Below are 23,687 nucleotides of genomic sequence, written 5' to 3' on the forward strand. Positions count from 1 at the left end.
TCGCTGCCAACGTCGACGCCGTAAAGCAAACGGCCCGGCTGCTTACGCACCCGGGCCGTTTTATATAAGCGAAAACAGAAGCCGGTTCAGTTCGCCGCAACCGGCTTGCGACGCGCTTGAGCCGCAGTCGGATCATCCGGCCGCGGACGATAGCTGAGCCGCTCGGACAACTCGAGCGCCGCCTGGCAAACCGCGATGATGAGCGGCTCCCGTTCTTCCGCTTCGCCGATATCGGAACGTGGAATGGTGACCGTCAGCGCGGCCGTGATCTTGCCGCTTTGATCGCGCACCGGCGCGCTCACGACCGAAATCCCTCGTTCGAAAGACGCTTCGCTCAATGCATAACCGAGCGCCGCGCTTTCGCGCACTTTCCCATACAGTTCTTCGACAGTCGCCGGCGTGCGTTCGGTGAAACGTTCGAGTTGCGGCTCGGGGTACAACTGGCGCAATTCGTCGAAGCTCAAATCGCCCATCAGCACCTGACCATGGACTGTGGCATGCGCCGGCAGACGCGTCCCGACATGCACCTTCACCGAACTGAACATCGGCTCATGGGTTTGCGCTTTGGCGACGAACACCACGTCGCGCTGGTCGCGGATCAGCAGATGCGTGCTGAGGCCGGTCGCGTCGCGCAAACGTTCGAGAATCGGCGTGCCGACGTCGGTGAGTTCGAGCGAACTCAAGTATTCGAAACCGAGCCGCAGCACCGCGACGCTCAGACGAAAGTAGCGATCGCCGTTCACGCGCTCGAGAAAGCCTAAAGCTTCGAGCGTTTGCAATAGACGAAATGTGGTGGTGCGCGGAATGCCGATGCGCTTCGACAATTCGGGCGCACCCAGAATCGGCTCGCGCGCGCTGAATTCCGCGAGGATGCGCAGGCCGCGCTCCAGCCCCGGCACGAGATAAGTCGATCCGCCGGTGCTCTCTTCATCGCTGGAATCGGGGGCATCGGCGCCATCCGCGCGGGACAATGCCGCATCGTCCTGCGAAGCCGGGACTGTCGCACCACGTGGCCTTGAGTGCTTGCGTCCCGCTCCTGTCTGCTCTTCTTTTGCCATCTTGGCTGCCGTTTCTGCTGTTCATCGGGTACAGGTCAACATGATAGCGCGAAGCATGCGGCCTTCCGCGCCACCGCCATCGTTTCGCTCGGTGCTATCCTTTGGTGCGGTCCATCGCGCAAGGTCTCACTGCCGCGCGTTGACTCCCGCCAGGCGTCCGGAGGCCACGCTCATGTCCGATTCCGTTCAGATCCAGGTTGCCGACTCACATCTTTATCCGGGCTGCGCAGTGCATATCGCGCACCTGCCCGAACCGGCCCGCGAGGCCGAGGCTATAGTCGAATTCGCGGACGGCTCCGGCGCGCATGCCACCTGCCATCGGCGGACTTTCGACGAACTCGAATTGACCGTTGACGGTTACGCTACGCGGAGGCGTCATCCTGTGGACGCCAGACAATGGCTTCTGCTCGCCGTCGATTCGACGCACAACAGTTGGCGCGTGAAGCGACGATTACCTTAGCTGTGCCGGAACCGTCCGGCCACCTCGACTCCGAGACTCTGAACCCGGTGCCGCGCGCACGCCGCCCCGAGCCGCAGTTATCTCGCTCTATCTGGCTGTTATGCGCCCGTCACGCTAACCACGAAACCTACCGATGACAGACAACGACTCCACCCTGCCGCCGAACCCCGACAACGCCCCCGACGATCCCGAGCGCCGCCGTGTCCTGACCGGGCTTGCGGCGGTCGGCATCGGACTCGCGCTAACCGGCTGCAAGACCGAGCAAAGTACCGCGAGCGACACGGCGCCGCGCAGTGCCGCAGACTTGCGGCTCGACGCCGCGCTACGCGACCAGGTCAAGCAGATCGTGGTGATCTACGCCGAGAACCGCAGCTTCGCGAACCTGTACGGCAACTTTCCCGGCGTCCAGCATCCACTCGACGCGGTGAGCGCGGAGCGTTATCTGCAACTCGATCGCGACGGCAAGACGCCGCTGCCGCGCCTGCCAGCAATCTGGGGCGGCCTCGTGCCGCAAGCGCAGGAGGTGGACGGCAAGCGCTACATGATCGGTCAGAAGGACATTGGCAACTTGCGCAACGGTCCGTTCCACATCGCCGACGCGCAAGGCGCGCCGCTGCCGAACGGCGTAATCACGCGCGATCTGGTGCATCGCTTCTATCAGAACCAGATGCAGATCAACGCCGGGCGCAACAATCAGTTCGCCGCATGGGGCGATTCCGGCGGCCTGGTCATGGGGCATTACCGCAATTCCGCCGACACGCTGCGTCTGTGGAATCTCGCGCAGCAATACACGCTGTGCGACAACTTCTTTATGGCCGCCTTCGGCGGTTCGTGGCTGAACCACATCTTTCTGATCGCGGCGCAGGCGCCGTTCTATCCCGACATCCACAACAGTCCGGCGAAGAAGATGGTCTCGGTGGTGGACGGAGACGATCCGACCGGCACGCGGCTCAAGCTGGCGGCCGACTCTCCCCCTTCCGCGCTCGACGGTCCGCCGAAATTCGTCAACGACGGCGCGTTTACCGCCGACGGCTACGCCGTCAACACGATGGCGCCGCCCTACCAGCCGAGTAACGTGCGTCCGGCCGAAGGCGGCAATCCCGCCTTTGCCGATCCGTCGAATCCGCGCGTACTGCCGCCGCAAAACTTCGCGACGATCGGCGACCGTCTAACGGACAAGGGCATTGACTGGGCGTGGTACAGCGGTGCGTGGCAGTACGCGTTGGAGCATCAGGACACGGGCGCAGTGCCTGACTTCCAGTACCACCATCAGCCGTTCAACTACTTCATCCATTACGCACCGGGCACTGCCGCGCGGCGCAAGTATCTGCGCGATGCGGGCCTCGGCGACGACGCCTCCACCAACCGCCTGATCGCCGATATCGATGCGGGGCGTTTGCCGCCAGTCACGTTCTACAAGCCGCAGGGCGATCTGAACATGCATGCGGGGTATGCCGACGTCGCATCGGGGGATCGTCACATCGCGAATGTGATCGAGCATATTCAGCGCGGCCCGCAATGGGCCAATACGGTCGTGGTCGTCACGGTGGACGAGAACGGCGGCTGGTGGGATCCGGTCTCACCGCCGAAGGGCGACCGTTGGGGGCCGGGATCGCGAATTCCCGCGTTGGTGATTTCGCCGTTGGCGAAGAAGGGCTATGTCGATCATACGGTGTACGACACCAATTCGATTCTTCGCCTGATTAGCCGCGTGCATGGGCTGGCGCCACTCGACGGGGTTGTCGCACGAGATCGGGCTTTTGCACAGAATGGCTTGGCGCCGCTTGGGGATTTGACGGGTACGTTGGATCTGGCCTGAGTCGCTTAACTATCTCAGGGGTGGGCAGCAGCACGTCAATCACTGCGCCACCCCGTGCAGCTTCGCAATTACCGAGTCCGAAATCTCTTGTGCGGTCTTCTTGATCGTCTTTTTCTCGTCGCCGCTCGCCATCACGAACTTGGCCGCGATCACGTACGGATTGAGTTTGATCGCCGCACCAGGCTTTCCCTTGCTGTCGGCCTCTTCGACGGCCTGATAGAGCGGCGGCAAATCAGCCGTCCCCAGGCTGTCGCACGATACCGCTACCTGAATATCGTTCTGACCCGCACCAAAACCGACCATCGCACGTCTTAGACGATTGCCTTCGTCGACACTCAGAAACACGCCGCGCACTTGCCAACCCGCTGCGGGTAGTGGCTGACTGGGTGCAATGCGACGCGCGTCGACGCCACCTTTTTTCAAATCCGCAGTCAGCGCGTCCGCCATCTCGTTCACGATGTCCCTGGCGTGATCCTCGGGATTCTTGTCCTGGCCCAACGGTCCCGGACCGCTCGGCAGCAGACCGCGCAGGCGGCGCACACGTTGACCCGGTCCGCTGTCAGGTTTCACGTTGGCCACGTCGAGTTCGAAGTCGGACACATAGACGATCGGCGCCGGCGCTGCAAAGGGGGTGCTGTCCGCCGCCGCACCGAGCGTCGATACCGCGCCCAGGCATCCCGCCACCATCGTGAGTTGCAGAAATCGACCCAGCATGGCGCGCCTCCGCGAATGTCTCATAGACGCGGCTATCGTACAGCCGTATGCGCGGTGCGTAAGTTTTTTCGTGCCCGATCGTCATACCTTTTTGCCTTGCATAACACGCGTTGCGGCATAGACTGTTAAAGCCATGCTTCGCAATTTGTACGGAACTGCTATGCGCCTGACCATCCTCATCAACGGTTCCGATCCCACCGTCAGCCACGATTACGCTGTGTTATGGCTCGACACCGATGAACACCGGTGGTCGAGAGAAGCGCATCAAGGGATCGATCTGCCCCCGTGGGGCGAGTTACACGACGACGACAATGGCGTGACCACCCTCTGTGCGCCAAGCACGGACGCGCCGCTGTGTACGCTGCGCGGATTGCATGTTGATCGCAAGCAGCGCGTGAGCGCGGCGCAAGGCGCCGCAGCGTGGACCGCCTTGCCCACGCGCGCGCCGACCCGCGGCTTCTGGCGCTTGCAAGCTGTCGACCGCCAGAACGTGCACGCTGAGCACAGCGTATTCGGTAATTAAGTTCCGGCGCTTTTTCGCCGGTCGAAATTTTTACTCGCACATACCACGCCGCCTGAGCGTGGGTGGCTTCGTGCGCGAGTTCGACCTTCAACACACGTCATACGCTGCATCGCGCGCGCTTAAGCCGGTCTTAAGTTTGCGCGCGTAGAGTTTTAAATCCACGCATTAGGGTCGCTGCAAAGCGGCCCGCTTTTTTGGTGTGGGCCTTTTTGCTGTGGGCGTTATCCGCTCCATGCGCTAGCACCATTTTCATCGCTGTGGGCGCGGCGCAAAAAACCTCTTCCTTCCCCCGTGTTTTCCTGTGTTTCACGTCGCTCGATATGGGTTCGCGACGCTATACTTGCGCCCCCATCCCTCGACTGACCGACACATGAAGAAGTGGTTTGCCTGTCTGTTATTCGCCGTTGCCGCTCACGCGAGCGCGGCGCCTTCCTGCACCCAGTTCACCCCGAATGCGCAATGGCCGGTTCTGACCAATCAGAAGATGGCCCCGAAAACGCGCATGCTTTGCTATAGCGATTTCGCGGTGCTGCATTCGGGTATCACGCATGGTCCGCTGTGGTCCGCCGAGCATCTGACGCGCGAGCATATCGAAGCCGCCAAAGATATGGTTCGTACCAACAAATTCTTCGAAGATGCGCGTTTGCCCGACGGTGAAGGCGCAACGCTCGCGGACTATAAGCGCAGCGGCTTCGATCGCGGGCATATGAGCCCGGCAGGCAATCGCTGGAATCAGGAAGCGATGGCACAATCGTTTTCGCTGGCCAACGTCGTGCCACAGAACCGCGAGAACAATCAGCGCTTGTGGGCGCGCATCGAAACGTCGGTGCGTAAGATCGCAATGTCGTACGACGATACCTATGTGGTCACCGGGCCGATTTTCAGCGGCCAGCAATTGCAGACCATCGGACCGACGCGCGTCTTCGTGCCGACTCAGTTGTTCAAGGTGGTCTACGTGCCGTCCCGGCAGATGGCGTTCGCGGTGATCGTGGACAACATCTCGACCAACCGTTACGACATGAGGACGATTCACGAACTCGAGGCGGCCTCGGGCATCCGTTTTCCGGGTATTCCGGAGAGCCCGCACGCACAAGTACGCCCTGATGGACACGCATTTTCTTTTTAAATATCAGCCAGTTAGGAAATTCGCCTCTGTCCATTTGTCACCAGGAAAAAATGGACTCTCAGTGGCCGTAGCATAGTTGCGACGTGGGGCCTGGCCCGGCGCAGGCTACGAACGCCAACTGAATTTCCGCGCTGCACCGGTTGGCAATTCGGGTCGCTAATGTACATAAGCGGAGTATGCGAATACTCCAGTTTGGTGGTCTTCAGGAACGCAAGGCTGTCCCAACGAAGCTAACCCCGCAGCGGTCTGCCATCGATGCAGCATTCTCGACGCGCGCTAAAAGCGCATCGCATCACGCAATGAATCAAGCCTGATATCGAATGACCGCTTTGGGTTTTGCGCCGTGCATTAAAAGTAGCCAAAACGTTATCCGCGCGCAACCGCGACTTGCACAAACCTCCGGGGCGGGTTTGGTTCGGTCTGTGCTGAAAATATCTATGAAACGTCGTGGTCGTGCCGTTGCGTGGCGGACCGCCGGCCGCTGTGGGAAAGTGGGGGCAACCGGTGGGCAAGGCTTCGGGAAACCCGGCGGGTTCCGGGTTTTCCGGCCTTGTCCATGGGTTGTCCCCACGCAGTTGCCGAATGGCAACTTTTCCACGGCTCTGCAACCTAACGGTTTTTAGTCGTGCCGAGTTGACGCTGTTTCGAATTAGACATTCATGGGGAGCTCTACTCGTCCCGCCAGAATTAGCCTGACCTTGTCAGGAGGCTCGCGCTGCCAGATGAAGAGACTGTTTTGCTTCCATTGAAGAGTTATTGGACGGGCGGAGGTCAATCTTAGAAACTGCGAGAGGCATATACTATCTGCGTTGCATCGTCCAAAAATTTAGCGAAAAACCCAACGTAGTGCGTGGAAAGAGACCAATTCGAAAATGCACCGAAATTCCGAAGAGGACGTTGCCCTCGGCCTTCCGGACCAACTCGACGGCTTACCGACCTCCCCCGTCGACAGGGGAGATGAGACTCAAGACCGTTTCAGATATCAGTGGGCAGTTGGCGTCTACCTACTGGTGCAAGCACTCCGGGGGAATTCGGCTGTCTCGGCAATCTGGTGCGAACACCACGACGACTTCCTAGTCGAGCTCTCGACGGGCAAGTTTTGGGCAGTTCAAGTCAAGACTGACAGCAGTGAGAACGCAAACTGGTTGGTCACAGATGCAGCATTTGTTCACGCTATTTCACGATTTTGCTCCATTGAGCAACAGCACGGACCCAGAATAGACCAATACCACTTCTTCTCGAACGCTGGCGTCTATATCCCCGACAGGAGCGCGAAAAAGTTAAAGACCTTGATGAGCAGCCCGATGAGACTTCGCGAGGCTTGCATTCAGGCGAATGCCCCAAGCGAAGTAGCGAATCCTTACCAAACCGCATTCGACCGCCTCGCCAAGGCCGCTCAAGTGCCGGCCGCTGTACTGTTCGGAGTTATGCGACGAGTTATGTTCCGCAGAGGACCTCCTCTCCGAGGCTATGAAGACACGATGATTGCCAAGGTGATTCCCGCCCTTCCTGACTGCGCTTCGCTTCACAACAAAAAACTTGTACAGGTTTGCGACGAGTTGATGGGCCTTGTCGAAACCGCGAGCGGTATTCCCACCGGCGGGCTCGATGGAGTCTTCGCCTACATCGAGGCGAACGGCAGGCCAGACGTCTCGTTACGTGGCAAGTGCATAACGCTCGAGTCGGCAAGAACGTGTATTGAAAACGCAAGACAATCCGCCTTTCGATACATAAATGTTGGAGGCGGTCTTCCTCTCGGCAATGTCAAGGGTCAGCGTGACGTCCTGCATCGGAAGATGCGAAATGCATATATCGAGGGCCAATTCGAATCCATATGGTCCCGCGCAATGTCAGCCGAAAGTCGCCTATTGGCAAGAGCAATCAGTGACGCCGAAAATTTTGACGAGATTGCGAATCAACTAGAAGGCGCCGTCCTCACCGAGTGCAAAGATGCTGAAGCGTTAGCATGCATAGAATCTGACGAACGAAAGCGCGGGCCGCTCATCTACAGAACCATTCTCGAGCGCCTTGGAGAAGTAGCTAAAAACGAGCCGGACAAAGTCGAAAACGAGCCCAAGGACACTTTGCTCGGTGTAGCGGCCATGTTGTCGGGAAGCTGCCGCTTCGCATGGGGTGTCCCGTTGGACGACGACGACGATGGAGCCGTCGATGGCGCTTGAACTAGCAAGAGCGTTGGCTGCCACCGAACGCGATGACGACTTCCATATTGGACGGTTGCTCTTGCTCCTCGAAGCACACTCTGGCGAGGGTCAGAGAAACAAACCGATGGAAGGACTCACGAAGCTAGCGAAACTCGACTTTTTGCTACGGTACCCAAATTGTCTTGAACGTGCTCTTACGGCTTCACAACGGTCTGCGGAGGAAGCTCATGTCCGCGAGTTCGAACGTACCACGATTGAAAGCAAGATGATTCGATTCCGATACGGTCCATGGGACCATCGGTACCGGCGGTGGGTATCTCTTATGGCTGCTCGGAGTCTTGTTGAAGTCGGGGTTATAGGAAAGACCGTTCAGATATGGCTTACGCCACTCGGTCACGAAATCGCGGAGCAGTTGACCGCTGACGGTTCCTTGGAAGCCGTAGCCGACCGAGCATCCGTTGTCGCCAAGCGATTTGGTACGAAAAGCGGCACCGCATTGAAAGACTTTGTTTACGACACGTTTCCGGAAATTACCGACATGAAATGGGGTCAGGAAATCAAAATATGAACATTCGTTTCGAAAAGCTTAACCTCGAGTTTCGCAGAGCGTCTGAAGTTATTACGTTTCCTCAAGTTAGTTATTTCTTTGGCCCCATCGGCTCAGGAAAGTCGAGCATCGCGCGCCTAATTGACTTCTGTCTTGGCGCCAAAGTGGAATGGACACCCGTTTTACAAAAGGAACTTGTTTCTGCATCACTCGAAATTGCATTAAACGATACCAGTCTAACTATCAGTCGCACTCGCGATTCCGGCATGGTAGTGGCGGCCTGGAAGCTTGACGAAGACACGCTGCAGTTGACCCTACCTGCCCGTAAAGGGGCGGGAGAGGTATTACCGTCGACCGGTGTCGAAGTGCTCTCTGACCTTCTATTCTATCTGTCGAACATTGAGCAACCTAAAGTCCGACGACGAAAGGGAATGTCGGATGAACATCTTGAAAGACTAAGTTTCCGTGACCTGTACCTGTTCTGCTATCTGGACCAGGATACGATGGACAACAGCTTTTTCAGACTTAATTCCGACAACTTCGCCGTGAGTCGAAAGAGCGTCGATACACTTCGCTACCTGCTTGGGTATAAGCAAGAGCGTGTGGCTGAACTAGAATCTCAGCTCCAAGCTGTGCGAGAGGACCGTCTTGCCCGAGCTGCTTCCGCAGAAGCTCTGCAGAAAGCGCTCGCACAAGCAGGGTTCGACGACGTTATCGAGATTGAAGGACGCATCGAAGAGACAAAGTCAGCAATCGATATTGCAAGACGATACGCGCGTGAAGCACGGAGCGCCCGGCAGCCGCTACCGCACGCTGTCGACGGTATTCGAGCACGGGTTCGAAGTCTCGCCTCAGAGGTCGCTTCGACCGAGGAAGCAAGCACCGAGTTGGGTGAGCGAATTGACGAAATTATTCGCCACAGCAACGAACTGAGAATGCTCTCTGTTAGATTTCAGCGCAACGCCGCCGCTCGAAGCGTGTTGGCCGGCGTTGACTTCCGAAGTTGTCCTCGATGTACTCAGTCCCTGCCACCGCGCGACGAAGATTGCTGCTCCGTATGCGGGCAGGCGGACCGGGTTGTAGAAGGTGGCAACAACCTGCGCGAAGATGTAGTTTCGCAAGACCTGAAAGCGCGACTCGAGGAACTGACAGACGTCCTATCGCGGATGCGGACGCAACGGCGTCGGCTTGTCCTGCGTACCGACGAACTGAAACAAGAGCGCATGCTATGCGAGACGGCGCTATCTGAACAGCTTCGAGACTACGACTCCGCCTTCCTATCACAGGCGGTCGAAAACGAACGCGTCATCGCCACCTTAGAGCAGAAGTTAAATAGCCTGCTCCACAATCGGAAGCTACCGGACATCTTGCAAGAGCAAAGTGAACTGGTTGAAACTCTCGCGGGGAAAGAGAGTGAGTTGCGCATCCGCTTGGATAAGTTGCGAGAGACTACGTTTCGCGACGCAAAAAACATTGAGAAACTTGGAGAGCTGTTTCTAGATTGCCTGCTTGAGGTGAAATTCCCTGACGTCAGGGCTTCTTATCATGTGGAAATCGACCCATCCAACTTCACTCCGCAAATCATGCTAAGCAAGGGCGGGGACTTCGTCGCCCTGTCATTCGCGAATGCTGGAAGCGGCGGCATGAAAAGTCTGTTCAAGACATGTTTCGCTTTGGCTCTTCATCGACTGGCTGCCGCCATCGGTTCGCGGCTACCGAGCGTGCTGGTCATCGACACTGCCACGAAGAACGTTAGCTCCATTGAAAACCCCGAGGTCATTGCGGCTTTCTACGACTTCGTCTACCGCCTCGCATCCAGTGAACTCGCGGGTACGCAGTTTGTAATCATCGACAACGAATACACGGCTCCAAGTGACGGGCCTGAAATGGATATCAAGGTGCGGCATATGATGAGAGGCAGCGGTGACAATCCGCCGTTGGTTTCGTACCTCATAGATGAATAGTTAAAGTTACTGCCACTCCGACGAGGTTCCCGGAAGCGGCTTAGTGATGTGCCGCATTACCAATGAATGAAACGACTTCGACCCGTTCGAGGTGAAGGTGGCTAGGATGGTCTTGAGCTGTGTCAAGAACACAGGTAGCAAGTGGAAACATCCGTATATCGCAAGCGCTGCCTGAACAACGCACGCCTATTCTTAGACTCGCTCTATGGGATAGATATTTCATCAAGTGGTGACCTTGCCCCCGTTCCGCGAATCCCATAACCGAGGGAATTATGCGGCTCGTCCCTGCTGAGCCGCGAACCAGTTTTTCTCGAATGTCATGGGACTGACGTAGTCGAGTGTCGAGTGCAACCGGCGTGTATTGTAAAAGCTCAGCCAGTCAATCACCTCATCCATTGCAGCACGCCGCGTGGTGAAGTGTCGTCCATGCATACGAGCTACCTTCAGCGAACCCCACAGGCTTTCCGTCGGCGCGTTGTCCCAGCAATCGCCGCGTCGGCTCATCGACGAGCGCATGCCGTAGGCCTTCAGCGTGTCCTGGAACAGGCCGCCGCAATACTGGCTGCCCCGGTCGCTATGCACGATTACACCAGCCTCGGGGCGACGCCGGAACCACGCCATGCGTAGCGCGTCTGTGACCAACTCCGCTTTCATGTGCGGCTGCATCGACCAGCCCACCACCTGCCGGCTGAACATGTCGATGATGACCGCGAGGTACACCCAGCCTTCGGCTGTCGCCAGATAGGTAATATCGCTCGTCCAGACCTGATTCGGCGCCGACGCCGTGAAGTCGCGCCCCAGTAGATTCGGTGCAACCGGCAGGTTGTGATTCGAGTTCGTCGTCGCGATGTACTTGCGCTTGTGCCGTGCACGAATGCCATGCTGCGCCATCAGCTTGCGAACCCGCTCCTTGCCCACGCGCACGCCGCGCGCGAGCAGTTCCTTCCACATGCGCGGCCAGCCGTATTCGCCCTTGACCTGCGCGTGAATCGCCTTGATGTGCGCGAGCAGGGCATCGTTGCTCATGTAGCCTCTTTGCGGCTTGTCCTTGGCGCTGCGTTGCTGGCGCTGATGATATCCGCTGGGGCTGACTTCGAGCGCTTCACACAGTACTGAAACTGGCCAGTGGTGTCGATTCCGGTCAATGAACGCGCACTTCACATCGACTCCTTCGCGAAGTACGCTGCGGCTTTCCTAAGAAACACACCTTCACGCTGGCGAGTCCTGAGGTTGCAGTGAATACCCAAATTGCGCCGCGCGGCGATGAAGCTGTTTGATGACGCGGTCCCTGTACTGCTGCTCGTAATGATCCGCACCCGGGTCGCGATAGTCCATGCCATAGCGCATCGCGTTATAAAACAGGACAGCGATCTTGCGCGCCGTCGCGGTCACGGCCTTGGCGTTGCCGATGCGCCCGGCGAGGCGCCGGTAGAATGCACCAAGCGCGGTATTGCTTCTTCCAACGGTCACCGCCGCAAGCCTCAGGGCGACTGTGATGCGACTGCTTGTTTTGCGCGTGTGCGATGACAGCACCTTGCCACCGCTGATCTTGCAGCCGGGCGAAAGCGTGAGCCATGAAGTGAAATGTTTGGCGGTTGGCCATCGGCTCAAGTCCGTTCCACATTCGCCAATCAGGCGCAGTGCAAGGAATGGGCCGATGCCGTGAATTTGCGTCAGGTCGGTCCCCGCCAGTTGGTACATGGCCGTGCGCACATCAAAGTTGGGATCGCTGGGCAGCTTGCTGCGATGCTTCGCCTTCGGCAACGGCGCATCCGGAATCGGGTGAGCGATATTGAGAATCGCGACAGCGCGTTCGATCTCAACATCGCACTCGTCGATACACCGCTGGTAAAAGTCATACAGCGCAAGCGCCTGCTTCAAGGCGAATACGTGCTCGGGCTGGTAGTTGCCCACCAGTGCACTACGAATGGTCTCAAGGCTTTCCTTGCAGCGGACGTCGCGCATCGCCGCCAGCCGGTCTGGATCGCGTTCGCCGGCGACGATCGCGCGGACGATCCGCATTCCAGTGACGCCCGTGATATCCGTGATCACGTGGTGCAACTGGATATTCATGAAGGTCAGCGCTTTCTGCATGTGCTGGATATGCGCGGCGGCATAGTCAGTATGCCTTTCGCGGCAACGCAGGTATGCGCGTAATTCCGCGATGTCGCGCCCAGGCCGGAAACTTGCCCGTAGTAGCCCACACGCGTGCAGTCGCTGCAGCCATTGTGCGTCGTTGACATCACTCTTTCTTCCAGGGACTGCGCGCGCCTCGCGTGCATTGGCAAGAACGACTTCAAGGCCCCGGGACTCCAGCACCTCGTAGGCGGCGACCCAGTACACGCCGGTCGATTCCATCACAACCGTCTTTGTGCCGGTCGCGACGAGCCAGTCCGCCATGCGTTGCAAATCGCTCGTAAATGCCTGGAATGTCTGCACCGGCTCGTCGCACAGATCTGGACTCACGGCGACAACATGGAACCGTGAACCGATATCAATACCGGCTGCAAACGGATGAATGATCGGCAACCCTGAGGGCTTGGATCGTGTTCGGTCTTTTGGCATCACCCACCTCCTGGATAATCAGGCGCAGGACGGGGACTCGGAATAGATCAATTTCCTAAACGGGGTCGCCCGAAGACGCCGCCACAGATGAGTCCGCAGCTTCCCCTGGGCCAGGTTTTTTGACGGGGTTCATACCTCCAAGAAGCTTACGGCCACTGTCTCTGCGTGCATCGAGTGTACTCCCCGGGAGTTTCTACTCATGAGGGGCGCGCGCAAGCGCGTAGGGCGGTTTTTTAAAATATCCCGCTCCATCTTCAGGCGAGCCACTTCCGCACGCAGCCGCGCCAGTTCCATCTGTTCTGGGCTCACAGGCTTCGTGCCAGCGCCCGCCAGCCTGCCTTCCCGCTCAGCCTTTATCCAGTTGTACAGCGTCTGTTCAACAACACCCAGTGTCGCCGCCACGGCCGCCATGCTTTGTCCGGCCTTGACCAGTCGCACGGCTTCCAGCTTGAATTCGAGCGTGTACTGTGCCCGCTTTGCCTTGCCTGTCATCGTTCTTCTCCTTGCTTGAGTTTACCTGCTCAGCAAGGGATTCGTTTTTCGGGGGCAAGCTCATGGTTTTGCGGTGCCCAATTCACGGACGGGGGCCTTCTTGAGTTCTATCTGGACCGTGGGCTATGCGAACGAGTTCCACTGGATTCGTAACGACGTTGCGTTCGAAGCCGAGCTGGACGTCGACGAGATTGGCACTTGCTGCGTCGGGTACGAGTGCTACATGAACGAAGACGCCAGGTGAAAACTCCGTGAATTCTACGGACAGAAACGCCTCGGCAGACAGTATCCAAGACTCTTCCGGTGGAATGGGTGCAACGTAGAGGGCGACATCGTTTATGTAGGCCAGTGGGCCACCCGCCTCGCGTTTCGACGGCCACGCGACATGCATGTCTGCGGGCTTGGCCGACTCGGATGTCGACTGGTCATATAACCACTGAAACAGCCATTCTGGTTGCCCTGTATTCGCTACGACGAGTATTGGCGTACTACCGTCCTGCCTAATCCGACCAGATTCGACTATGAAAGTCTGCCAGTAGGACGCTTCGTCGATTGCATGAATATGGCGAGCAGGAAGCTCAACGATTACGTCATTTAGCAAAATCAAGCCCACGTGACTTGCTATCGCGTCAGCAAAGACCTCATTTTGATTGATGGCCACAGGGGCCATACGCGGCTCAGTGAATTCGCCTCTTCGCTGCTTAACAACATTGAGCGTGAATCGCTTTCCCTCTTGCGGCCGATAGCTCACCCGCTGGAACAACGATATAGGGAACCCACCGCCGTCCTTATGAAAGCCGGTCGCCGATGCTGCCGCCGCAACAGAGAGTATCGCGACTTCACTTAGCGGAGCGGACGCTTCCGCCTCGGCTTGCTGTGCACCAGTAGATTCAAGAATCCCTTCAAGCACATTGATTACTCGAGCCGTGCCGTCTGCTACGGTATGGGTCGCATGCCGGGCGGCAAAAAAGTGCTCAGTAATGGTCAAATGAAAGGTCCCACCGCTCGTTCTTAACCGCTCGACCATAGTGCTCAGCAAACGGCGGATATCCTCTACCTTTGCGAAATCCATGCCGGTCCATACGGCAATTTGCCGATTAAGACTCGCGCCAGGCCGCCAGTCTGTGCCGGAGAATACCAATAGCAAAATCAACTGCGCGTCTATCAGCTCTTCCATGCTGCTGAAACCTCTTGCGGAATAGATTCGACCAGGAACCATCTCCTCGCGTCTGAGTTCGGCAGCTGATGCCACTACCCCATCGAGGCGTCCGCGATAGCCACTTTGGAAGCTACCGCTGACCTGCTGTCTGATGAACGCGGTGAGCAGCGCCTGAGCATCGATTTGCGGGGGCGGGAAAGTGCCACCGCCACCTTCCCGCCACATCTTTCCTGCAACCCAGCCACCAGCTATGTGTAAGGCAAGCGATTGGTCTTTGGTGTCTGGATTTGTTAGAGCCCACGAGATAAGCACCAACATCGTCACTAGCTCAACATCACGCCACGCGTTCTGTAGAGCCGCCTGACACACTTCACCGGGAAGGTCAACGCTTCTGGCGCGATAAAATTCCAGTTCGTTTTCGCTAATTCCGAAGGCATTGGCGATTGCATTCCAATCCATCGGAACGTCGTGAACTGTCAAAAAATCAGTCTTACCTAGAAGATAGTAGGATGGGTTATGCAAACTGACGGCCTGATGCCACCATTTACCCATAGAATCTGAGAACCATTCAGCCTGACACTCGTCCCCCCGCACTACGGAGGCCAGCAACAAGTGGCTTGTCCGCTCCATATGCCTATATGCAAGCGATAGCATCTCCTTCCATGCGTCACCGGTTCGAGTCTCCTCGCCTCGGCCGAATCGAACCAAGTCTTCGCGAACGGCTTCCCATGCACCCACGATGTATGTTGAAACCGACTCGTACGCTGCCCCCAACGGTCCCGACAATCGCAGCCGATTATCAGGGCCGCCGGCAACCCCAAGGTGTTCGCCGGCCTTAGCTTGCCACCAATCTCCAATTACGCGATAAACGTCAACACTCAATGACATCAGGCGTTCACGAATCTGCATTGGCTGACCGGTCAACGACGAAGCATTGCAAACATGTCTTCCGACGTAACACATTCTTTTAATTGCTTGGGCCTCGTACGGCAGGCATTCGACCGCAGCCTTCGCCAGTTCGAGGTAAGGGCGCCCCCAACCCACATGCATCGCTATGAAGGGGAACACTCGCGACTCCAGTAGAGCGTAGCTGGCAACAAGCGCTTGTGCATCAGTAGAAACAGATGCATCGAGTAGCGTCCGGTGCAGCCTGACGAGTTCGCTGTACTTAGTCTCGAAAGCATTTGTGTCACGCTCCAGGAGCGCCGCGCGCGCGTCGCTCGCCAGTTCACTCAGGATTTCTCCAGTTGTGAGACGCGTGCCCTCGGAACTTACTTTGATGAAACTGATGCTCAGACGCAAAAGCAAGCGCTCGAGCTTCGAGAGGTCGGAGCCGTTTTCTACGCGGCAGAGGACGACCGTTCCCTCTTCGAACTCGCTGCTTCCACCAAACGGGAAGAAAAGAGCTGGCTCTCTTGCAGAAGCGATTGGAGATGCGGTTCTTTGTCTAGCTTCCCGAACGTTTCTCTTCAACCACCCATTGATAGTCGCTCCAAGCAAGATGACCCGTACATTTTTCACGCGGACGCGCGTAGTGAATTTGCGTATCAGCTGGGCGGAGCCACGGTCATATCCGGCGAGACCCATCGCGACAACTGGTCCCCCAGATTTTTTAGCCAGTGCGTATGACTTTCCGGGAAGCCACCCAAGCCCCTGCGAGTTGAGCAAATAGAGCGACCGAAGTTGAGTTCTTACTTCAACCGACAAAGCAGAATTCACCGCGTATTGCGTCACGATGTCTTGCTGCTGGTCCGGACGGATGAATGCGACTGTGCGGAAGAGAAACCACAGCGTCAACAGACCATTTACCACAAACCACATTGTGTCGACGGACGCCCAACGCAAGCCACCAAAGACCGGCCAATGCACGATAAGAATATATTGAACCGGCATTGCCAAGGCGAGAGCAAACGAGCTTAGACCGGCAACGAGTGCGCCGGAATCCGAAAGGTATATATGTAGTTGCGCACTTCCGGACGCGCGACGTTGCAGCAGGAAGGTAACGAAGGAAATTACGAAGGGGTAGACGAGCCCGACGATAGTGGCCTGAACCTGCCACAGCGTCTGAAAGTATCCCACCCAGTCACCGCTCTTCCATCCGGCGCCTAGTTCTTCAAGCATTCTTGCGCTAACCAAGCGGGACGCAAGACCGCAAGAAAGGAAAAGCACCGATACAATGACTACGTAGACAACGGGGCGCTGGCTCGCAGCCGTAAGTACGCGTCGCGCAATGGAATACCTCAAACGATGGACGATTTCGTTTGCAGACATCCAGGCACGGACATCGGCATTAACTTGTCTCGCGATAGACCACGGCCGGCGGTGGCGCTGCAAAAGGCTGTCTGCTTGCTGAACCAAGTTTATTCCCCGAGTTTTGGTTTAAGGCGCCTAGCGGAGCACTGTACCGGGTAACAGAGTTGTCCCGACATGCGATTTGCGTATGCTCCTGCAGTGGCCTCAAGCGATAGTGGCCTTTCAGCTGGACGTAGCTGCCTCGCCTGCACCAGGCGACCGGGCGCGCAATGCTTCGTATAGCTGCGCTGGTCCAAGCAAAATGTCCTTAAGGCCTTCACGCACACGCTCAGAACCAAGTGCCTGAGTGCTCATCGCACTGTGCGCTTCGAACGCATCCATGATGGCGTGAAGCAGCGCATTTTTCAGGTCTGGTGAGCTGGCGAACTGCTCTTTGCTGTTGCTCATCGCCTGCTGCACCAAGGTAGCGTTTTCGAGCAGCTTGCCCTTGATGACGCCGTTGACGTACACGAGCTGGTCATCGTCCGTGAGCTCGCCTTCGAACAGTCCATTGACCTTCTCGATGATTTCATCGAGAAACGCCTGCTGTTTATCCTGAACGGAGCCGCTTCCGACTGCATCCATCGGCGGGAGCTTTGGTGATTCACCGTGCCCGAGATTCAACGGCTGTCTCCCGATGTTTCGCAAGTTATGGTGAGTCAGCACCACTTTGGAGAGGTCGACCGCATCGCGTTCACGACCAAATTCCAGCAGCGGTATCAGCCGCTTAAAAAACAGGAAGCGCTTTTCGATGTCGGTATTGCCGTAATCGAAAATCTGCGACAGGAACGCGTACAGGCGGACGAACGCGCCCATATCATTTTTGAAGAGAACGAGCGCGTCGAGGGCATCTTTTGCGGCCTGAGCGGCCTTGTCATCATGCTGCTCCTCGGCATGGGTTCGCTCCTGCCACATGGACTTGTAGCGCTTAAGCAAGCGGTCCGCGACGGGAGCGATTGCCGCATCCAATTGCGCCTGAGTTCCTTTCGGGTCAAGGTCAACCTTTGCCACCCGCTCGACCTCGAAGTCATCATAGTTGCCGCTCGCATCAAGCTTGGCACGCAGGTCGTAGACCTTGTGGGGGTCCGTCGTCGCTTCGAGTTCTGCCGTCTCGTAGTAGGTCTTGAACGCCTTCAAAATTTCGCCGGCGTCATTTACGAAGTCGAGGATGTAGGTGGTGTCCTTGCCCGGATGCGCGCGGTTCAGGCGCGAGAGCGTTTGTACGGCCTGGATACCGCCCAGCATCTTGTCGACGTACATGCCGCACAGCAGCGGTTGGTCGAAACCGGTCTGAAATTTGTTGGCAACGAGCAGCAGGTGATAGCCTGGTTCGCTGAACGCATCACGGATGTCTCTGCCCTTGAGGCCCGGATTCAGTTCCTTGCTGGTTTCGGTTACCGGCGTCGGAAAGCTCTCTGGGTCATCGATTTCGCCGGAGAATGCGACCAACACTCCCAACGAATAGTTTTGTTTTTCGATGTAGGCGCGAATCGCCTTCTGCCAGCGGACCGCTTCCTTGCGGCTGGCCACAACTACCATCGCCTTCGCGCGGCCGTCGAGCAGTGGCTGCACATTCTCGCGGTAGTGCTCGACAACGACCTGAACCTTCTGCGATATGTTGTATGGGTGTAGCCGGACCCACTGCATGATGCCTTTCATCGCCGTGCTACGCTCGACCTGTTTCTCGTCGAGCTCGTGACCGTCGTGCGCGAGTTTGAAAGCGAGCTTATAGCTGGTGTAGTTCTTAAGCACATCGAGGATGAAGCCTTCCTCAATTGCCTGGCGCATCGAATACACGTGGAAGGGCTGCGGCAGGCCGTCCGGGCCGGGACGACCGAAGAGTTCGAGGGTCTTTTGTTTCGGCGTCGCAGTGAACGCTACGTACGTCAAGCCCTTTGCGCCGGTGCGCGCTTCCATCTGCGCGGCGAGCAGCGCTTCAGTATCGATTTCACCTCCGTCCTGCAGTGCAGTCCACTCCTCGGCAGACAGCAGTTGCTTGAGCTTGGACGCCGCTTCGCCCGTCTGGGAGCTGTGCGCTTCGTCAGCAATGACGGCAAAGCGCTTGCCTTCTGTAGCGGCCAGTTCCTGCACCGCCTGCAGCGCGAAAGGGAAGGTCTGGATGGTGCAGACAATGATTTTCTTACCGTCTTTTAGCGCTTGGCTGAGCTGGGCGCTCTTGCTGCCGTGCTCGTTCGTGATGGTTGCAACCACGCCGGTGGTCCGCTCAAAGTCGAAGATGGCTTCCTGCAGCTGCGCATCGAGAACTGTACGGTCCGACACGACCAGCACACTGTCGAACATCTTATTGTGCTCAGCATCATGCAGGTCAGCAAGGAAGTGCGCCGTCCACGCAATCGAGTTGGTCTTGCCGGAGCCTGCGGAATGCTGGATAAGGTAGCGCTCGCCCGCGCCCCTAGCTAGCGCGTCGGCAACCAATTTTCGGGTCGCATCAAGCTGGTGGTATCGGGGAAAGATGACGCTCTTGAGCTGCTTCTTGTCGTCGCGCTTGCCAATCAGATAGCGTCCGAGAATTTCGAGCCAGCTCTCGCGAGCCCAGACGTCTTCCCACAGGTAGGCGGTGGCGAAGCCATTTGGATTCGGTGCATTTCCGGCCGCGCCTTCGTTGCCCCGGTTGAAGGGTAGAAAGACGCTCGACGGGCCTGCCAGCCGCGTGCACATCAGTACTTCGCTCTGGCTGACGGCAAAATGCACCAGCGCACCGCCGGGGAAGCTGAGCAGCGGTTCTGCCACGCCTGCCTTAGGATGCGGATGTCGGTCGAAGCGATACTGGTCCACTGCATCCTGCACGCTCTGGGTGAAATTGGACTTCAGTTCGACCGTGGCAACCGGGATGCCGTTGACGAATAGCACGAGGTCCAGTTCTTCTAGCGGGTTGTTCGGCGAATTCCGCACCTGGCGCACAACGCGCAAGCGGTTTGCGGCGTAACGCTGCAGGATGGCTGGGTTAATGGCAAGCGCCGGCTTGAACTGCACCAATGACAGCGGCTCTTTCAGGCCAAGCATTTCCACGCCGCGCCGCAGCACGTCCAGCGTGCCGCGCTCGTTCAGGCTCTTGCGCACGCGCTCGGCTAGTCGGTCCTCGAGCGCCGGGCCGTGGGTCTTGGTGAGGCGTTGCCAAGTGTCGGCTTGCGTTGCCTCTATCCACACGAGCAGGTCGGGCAGGTAGAGCGCGTTGGCTCGGTCGTACTGTGCCGCATCGCCCTCGACATACAGCCAGCCGTTGGCGCCCAGGTGCTGACAGATTTCCGCTTCGAAGTGATGCTCTTGATGCAGGTTGCTCATGCGTTCCCCGGAATCGTCTGTTGTTCTTAAAGGATGCGTTGGCTCGCCTCGCGAGTCGTCGACTTGTCGTTGGGTGGCAGGCGAAGCGAGCCACTGTCGTTCACGCTGCGGCCTCTAGCGCAAATGGCTGCTGGCGCACGTCGATTTTTCCGGTGACGGCTGCGGCAATCAAGGCGCTGCGGCGTTCTTTGAGCAGGTCGATGGCTCGTTCGGCTTCGGTTTTGAGCGTGTCGAGCTTCGAAGTTTCGATGGAGACAAAACTCATAATGGCCGCCTGTTCGGAAACGTCCGGCAGAGGAACAAGGAGTTCGAGAATCACCGATTGGCCGATATTGAGCATCGAGCTGCTTGCTCCCGTCGCATCCAGTTCGATTTGAGCCCTAGTTGCGCGGATGGCAAGATACGCAGACAAGAAGTCTGGACGGCACATGTCTGCCTCCACTCGCAAGCGGTACAGCTTGTCACACAACAGCAGATTTTCGAAATCTTCGGGTACAACGGCTGCACTTCCAACAAGTTCCCGGGTATTGGCGCGAGAAATTAGCAAATCCCCTTTGCGCAAAGAGTACTCGACAATGGGCTCCAACTCAGGTGGAAGCTTCTTGTTTTCGGAAGAGTTAAATATGCCGCCGTTAACGCAACCCACCTTGAGTACGCCCCATTCATGAGGTCCCTCAACTGGATAATTCTCGCACTGCGGACTCCAGCCCTGCTCGATTGACCAGATGATGCGCTTTACTCTTGAGACTTCCCAATGCGCCGGCACTTTCCCTAGCCAACCCACGCCGGAATCCTTCATCGGCGCTTCCGGATTGAGGCCACGGGTAACCGCGTGCGAGATGGTCGCCTGGCGCTTTTCTGCCAGCAGGGCAAGGAGCATTTCCTGTTCGGCAATCAGCGCGTCAATCTTGCCGGTCTCGTGGTCGAGGAAGCCGACGATATGTTGCTGCTCCGGAAACGTTGGGAAAGCGAATCGATAGCTGCGAAGCGCTTCTGCCGTGAGATGTGCAATGGTCGACTTGCCTTCGGAGGCAGTGAAGACATTGAGCGATGACGCGGCTCGCAAGAGATAAAACATGAAGCGCGGCAAGTCCTTGGCGGCATCCCGGCAGCGCAGCCTATGCAAGGCTTTTTGGTAATAGCACTCGTCAACGTCGCCGCGCCAAATTGCTGCGCGGCCGACTTCTCCACCTTCGCATACAAGCAAATCCCCCGGAGTTAAGGCGTAGCGAGCGAGGTCACTTCCCGAGAAGTCCATTTGAGGAAGGTTTTCAACATTGATGCGGTCCCACTGAACATCTGCGTTGCGGAGGTACGGAGCTAAGTGGTCACCGGTGATGCGCTTCTCGTCGAGCATTTTGCCCAAAAGCACCTCGTAGCGGTGCCCAGCGGCCGCGACGCTCCAATGTATGGGCACCTCTCCTATCCAATCGAACCTGCTGTCCTTGTATTCCCGATAGCGCGGCAAGCTCATTCCGCCAGCTCCTCAAGCATCTTCATGATGTTGGCCGACACCGCTTTCAGTTCTTCGTCAATCGTATGTAGGTCGCGCGGCGGCTCAAATACATAGAAATGGCGGTTGAAAGGAATCTCGTAGCCTATCTTGCTCTTTTCCTCGTCAATCCACGCGTCCAACGCGTGAGGCAGAGTTTCCCTTTTGAAGTAGGCGGCAATGTCCTCGGAGAGCGGTACGTTCTCGGTATCGCGCAGCGCGCTGTCCGGCTGCGGCTTACCTTTCTGCTTGCCCTTCAGGCCAAGCAGCACCTTACCATTCTCGTCGCGTAGCGGTCGTTCGACGGTAATGGTGGTGTAGCCGAAGTCTTCGTTCCTGAATACCCGCGAAATGGGTACTGACTTTACCTTGCCGTCAGTGGGTGCTTCCGGTGCACGCCCGCCAGCAGGCACGACCCAGCGGGAAAGCTCTTTGCCCTCTGCATCCAGCACCGTTGCCAGTTCAGCCTCAACGAAATCTCCGAAGAGCCGGGTAACAGTCGCGATTTGCTCGTCCGACATCTCCTTGCGCTTGCTGCCCAAACTCTTGCGCATCTTCTGCCAAAAGCTGGACGCATCGATAAGCTGCACGTTACCCTTGCGGTTCTGCGGCTTCTTGTTCGACAGAACCCACACGTATGTCGCGATGCCGGTGTTGTAGAACATGTCAGTTGGCAACCCGATGATGGCTTCCACAAGGTCGTTCTCCAGCACGTAGCGGCGGATTTCGGATTCGCCCGAGCCAGCACCACCAGTAAAGAGCGGCGACCCGTTCAGCACGATGCCGAAGCGACTGCCGCCTTCCTTCGCCGGACGCATCTTTGAGAGCAGGTGCATCAAAAACAGCATGGAGCCGTCGGACACACGCGGCAGGCCGGGGCCGAAGCGGCCATCAAAGCCTTTTTCTTCGTGCTCCTTGCGCACCACCTTTTCGACCTTTTTCCACTCCACGCCGAACGGCGGATTGGAGAGCATGTAGTCAAACTTGCGTCCGCTGTGACCGTCGTCCGAGAGCGTGTTGCCGACAATGATGTTGGCGACATCCTGCCCCTTGATGAGCATGTCCGCCTTACAGATGGCGTACGACTCGTCATTCAGCTCCTGCCCAAACATGGTGAGCCGCGCGTCCGAATTGTGTTCAAGCAGATACTCGCCCGCTACCGAGAGCATGCCACCCGTGCCCGCTGTCGGGTCGTAGATGGTCCGGACCACGGCGTTGCCGGAAGTCAGGACGTCGTCATCTTCAATGAACAGCAGGTTGACCATCAGCCGGATGACTTCGCGCGGGGTGAAATGCTCCCCGGCCGTTTCGTTCGAGATTTCCGCAAACTTCCGGATGAGTTCCTCGAAGACTAGACCCATCTGCGTGTTATCTACGACAGCAGGGTGCAGGTCGATGTTTGCAAACTTCTCCGTGACCAAGTACAGCAGGTTGGCTTTCGCGAGTCGTTCCACCTGGGTGTAAAAGTCGAAACGTTCGAAGATGTCCCGCGCGGCGGGCGAAAATGCCTGGATGTATGTATACAGGTTCTGCCGGATATGGTCCTGGTCACCCAGCAGCTTCACGAGGTCAAGCGGTGAGGTGTTGTAGAACGACTGTCCGGCTTTGCGCGTGAGGAACGGGTCCGGGTTCAGTCCCGCCTTCGTCTTTGCGTCAAATTCAGCCAGTACTGCCGCCTTCGTCGGCTCAAGCACGCAATCGAGACGTCGCAGTACGGTGAACGGCAGAATGACGCGTCCGTATTCAGATTGCTTGTAATCGCCACGTAGCAAGTCGGCTACAGACCAGATGAAAGAAGATAGGGCCTGATGGTTCATTTTTTTGATACCTATACCTGCTACCACTTGTTGGTAGGTCGGCCGCCCGAGTCGAACGGTGATTTGGCGTTACCGCAGTTAACGGCATGAAATGTCCGAGATTTTACCTCCGAGCCCAGCAAATCGAGGCCTGGAATCTCGCCTGCAGACACGAGCAGGGTTTGACCAGTCACGACAATTTGGAGGCGTGCCAA

General features: G+C 57.5%; 14 protein-coding genes and 2 pseudogenes. 7 read left to right on the top strand and 9 right to left on the bottom strand.

The window, feature by feature from the left end; translation table 11 throughout:
• Nucleotides 1–86: 86 nt before the first annotated feature.
• Nucleotides 87–1,058, bottom strand: coding sequence for an IclR family transcriptional regulator (locus AYM40_RS35045; protein WP_063500495.1), 972 nt, complete (start codon nucleotides 1,056–1,058; stop codon nucleotides 87–89).
• A gap of 172 nt (nucleotides 1,059–1,230) precedes the next feature.
• Here AYM40_RS35045 and AYM40_RS35050 point away from each other — a divergent pair, with 172 nt between their 5' ends.
• Together AYM40_RS35050 and AYM40_RS35055 are read left to right on the top strand one after the other, a co-directional pair.
• Nucleotides 1,231–1,518: a hypothetical protein gene (locus AYM40_RS35050; RefSeq protein ID WP_063500496.1), complete on the top strand. Its 288-nt coding sequence runs from the start codon at nucleotides 1,231–1,233 to the stop codon at nucleotides 1,516–1,518.
• Between the two features lie 133 nt (nucleotides 1,519–1,651).
• Complete coding sequence (locus tag AYM40_RS35055; RefSeq protein WP_063500497.1) at nucleotides 1,652–3,337, top strand: acid phosphatase; 1,686 nt, start codon at nucleotides 1,652–1,654, stop codon at nucleotides 3,335–3,337.
• A gap of 39 nt (nucleotides 3,338–3,376) precedes the next feature.
• On the opposite strand, the gene AYM40_RS35060 is transcribed toward AYM40_RS35055, so the two are convergent.
• A complete protein-coding gene (locus AYM40_RS35060; protein WP_063500498.1) occupies nucleotides 3,377–4,051 on the bottom strand; it encodes a DUF4410 domain-containing protein in 675 nt (224 codons plus the stop codon).
• 160 nt (nucleotides 4,052–4,211) lie between these two features.
• Here AYM40_RS35060 and AYM40_RS35065 point away from each other — a divergent pair, with 160 nt between their 5' ends.
• The 5 genes from AYM40_RS35065 to AYM40_RS35085 all read left to right on the top strand — a co-directional run bounded on the left by AYM40_RS35065 (nucleotide 4,212) and on the right by AYM40_RS35085 (nucleotide 10,373).
• Nucleotides 4,212–4,574: a DUF3564 domain-containing protein gene (locus AYM40_RS35065; protein ID WP_063500499.1), complete on the top strand. Its 363-nt coding sequence runs from the start codon at nucleotides 4,212–4,214 to the stop codon at nucleotides 4,572–4,574.
• A 370-nt stretch (nucleotides 4,575–4,944) separates the two neighbouring features.
• Complete coding sequence (locus AYM40_RS35070; protein WP_063500500.1) at nucleotides 4,945–5,700, top strand: DNA/RNA non-specific endonuclease; 756 nt, start codon at nucleotides 4,945–4,947, stop codon at nucleotides 5,698–5,700.
• A gap of 872 nt (nucleotides 5,701–6,572) precedes the next feature.
• On the top strand, nucleotides 6,573–7,880 hold the full coding sequence (locus AYM40_RS35075) for a dsDNA nuclease domain-containing protein (RefSeq protein WP_063500501.1): 1,308 nt from the start codon (nucleotides 6,573–6,575) through the stop codon (nucleotides 7,878–7,880).
• Complete coding sequence (locus AYM40_RS35080) at nucleotides 7,870–8,430, top strand: hypothetical protein (RefSeq protein WP_063500502.1); 561 nt, start codon at nucleotides 7,870–7,872, stop codon at nucleotides 8,428–8,430. The genes AYM40_RS35075 and AYM40_RS35080 overlap by 11 nt, the downstream gene beginning before the upstream one ends.
• Nucleotides 8,427–10,373 carry a hypothetical protein gene (locus AYM40_RS35085; RefSeq protein WP_063500503.1) on the top strand — a complete coding sequence of 649 codons (1,947 nt, stop codon included), beginning with the start codon at nucleotides 8,427–8,429 and terminating at the stop codon, nucleotides 10,371–10,373. Before AYM40_RS35080 ends, AYM40_RS35085 begins: the two co-directional genes overlap by 4 nt.
• A 270-nt stretch (nucleotides 10,374–10,643) precedes the next feature.
• Here the strand turns inward: AYM40_RS35085 and AYM40_RS35090 are convergent.
• The 7 genes and pseudogenes from AYM40_RS35090 to AYM40_RS35120 form a co-directional block, all read right to left on the bottom strand.
• A pseudogene (locus AYM40_RS35090) lies at nucleotides 10,644–11,567 on the bottom strand (IS3 family transposase); the annotation flags it as partial.
• Nucleotides 11,568–11,582: 15 nt separating this feature from the next.
• The gene (locus AYM40_RS35095) at nucleotides 11,583–12,938 is read right to left on the bottom strand and encodes an IS110 family transposase (protein WP_063495238.1); all 1,356 of its coding nucleotides are present in this window, start codon (nucleotides 12,936–12,938) and stop codon (nucleotides 11,583–11,585) included.
• A gap of 231 nt (nucleotides 12,939–13,169) precedes the next feature.
• Nucleotides 13,170–13,430 (bottom strand): annotated as a pseudogene (locus AYM40_RS35100) (transposase); the annotation flags it as partial.
• 82 nt (nucleotides 13,431–13,512) lie between these two features.
• Entirely contained in the window at nucleotides 13,513–16,710 is a 3,198-nt protein-coding gene (locus AYM40_RS35105) for a hypothetical protein (RefSeq protein WP_063500505.1), read from the bottom strand.
• 354 nt (nucleotides 16,711–17,064) lie between these two features.
• The gene (locus AYM40_RS35110; RefSeq protein WP_063500506.1) at nucleotides 17,065–20,184 is read right to left on the bottom strand and encodes a type I restriction endonuclease subunit R; all 3,120 of its coding nucleotides are present in this window, start codon (nucleotides 20,182–20,184) and stop codon (nucleotides 17,065–17,067) included.
• Between the two features lie 100 nt (nucleotides 20,185–20,284).
• Entirely contained in the window at nucleotides 20,285–21,658 is a 1,374-nt protein-coding gene (locus AYM40_RS35115) for a restriction endonuclease subunit S (RefSeq protein ID WP_063500507.1), read from the bottom strand.
• Nucleotides 21,655–23,493 carry a type I restriction-modification system subunit M gene (locus tag AYM40_RS35120; RefSeq protein WP_063500508.1) on the bottom strand — a complete coding sequence of 613 codons (1,839 nt, stop codon included), beginning with the start codon at nucleotides 23,491–23,493 and terminating at the stop codon, nucleotides 21,655–21,657. Before AYM40_RS35120 ends, AYM40_RS35115 begins: the two co-directional genes overlap by 4 nt.
• Between the last annotated feature and the right edge of the window lie 194 nt (nucleotides 23,494–23,687).

Origin of the sequence: Paraburkholderia phytofirmans OLGA172 (assembly GCF_001634365.1) — a bacterium.
Lineage (GTDB): Bacteria > Pseudomonadota > Gammaproteobacteria > Burkholderiales > Burkholderiaceae > Paraburkholderia.

Bases quoted from the DNA above. Each gene is read 5' to 3' on its own strand.
- AYM40_RS35045 (WP_063500495.1), bottom strand. From the start codon at position 1,058: ATGGCAAAAGAAGAGCAGACAGGAGCGGGACGCAAGCACTCAAGGCCA.
- AYM40_RS35050 (WP_063500496.1), top strand. From the start codon at position 1,231: ATGTCCGATTCCGTTCAGATCCAGGTTGCCGACTCACATCTTTATCCG.
- AYM40_RS35055 (WP_063500497.1), top strand. From the start codon at position 1,652: ATGACAGACAACGACTCCACCCTGCCGCCGAACCCCGACAACGCCCCC.
- AYM40_RS35060 (WP_063500498.1), bottom strand. From the start codon at position 4,051: ATGCTGGGTCGATTTCTGCAACTCACGATGGTGGCGGGATGCCTGGGC.
- AYM40_RS35065 (WP_063500499.1), top strand. From the start codon at position 4,212: ATGCGCCTGACCATCCTCATCAACGGTTCCGATCCCACCGTCAGCCAC.
- AYM40_RS35070 (WP_063500500.1), top strand. From the start codon at position 4,945: ATGAAGAAGTGGTTTGCCTGTCTGTTATTCGCCGTTGCCGCTCACGCG.
- AYM40_RS35075 (WP_063500501.1), top strand. From the start codon at position 6,573: ATGCACCGAAATTCCGAAGAGGACGTTGCCCTCGGCCTTCCGGACCAA.
- AYM40_RS35080 (WP_063500502.1), top strand. From the start codon at position 7,870: ATGGCGCTTGAACTAGCAAGAGCGTTGGCTGCCACCGAACGCGATGAC.
- AYM40_RS35085 (WP_063500503.1), top strand. From the start codon at position 8,427: ATGAACATTCGTTTCGAAAAGCTTAACCTCGAGTTTCGCAGAGCGTCT.
- AYM40_RS35095 (WP_063495238.1), bottom strand. From the start codon at position 12,938: ATGCCAAAAGACCGAACACGATCCAAGCCCTCAGGGTTGCCGATCATT.
- AYM40_RS35105 (WP_063500505.1), bottom strand. From the start codon at position 16,710: ATGCTTGAAGAACTAGGCGCCGGATGGAAGAGCGGTGACTGGGTGGGA.
- AYM40_RS35110 (WP_063500506.1), bottom strand. From the start codon at position 20,184: ATGAGCAACCTGCATCAAGAGCATCACTTCGAAGCGGAAATCTGTCAG.
- AYM40_RS35115 (WP_063500507.1), bottom strand. From the start codon at position 21,658: ATGAGCTTGCCGCGCTATCGGGAATACAAGGACAGCAGGTTCGATTGG.
- AYM40_RS35120 (WP_063500508.1), bottom strand. From the start codon at position 23,493: ATGAACCATCAGGCCCTATCTTCTTTCATCTGGTCTGTAGCCGACTTG.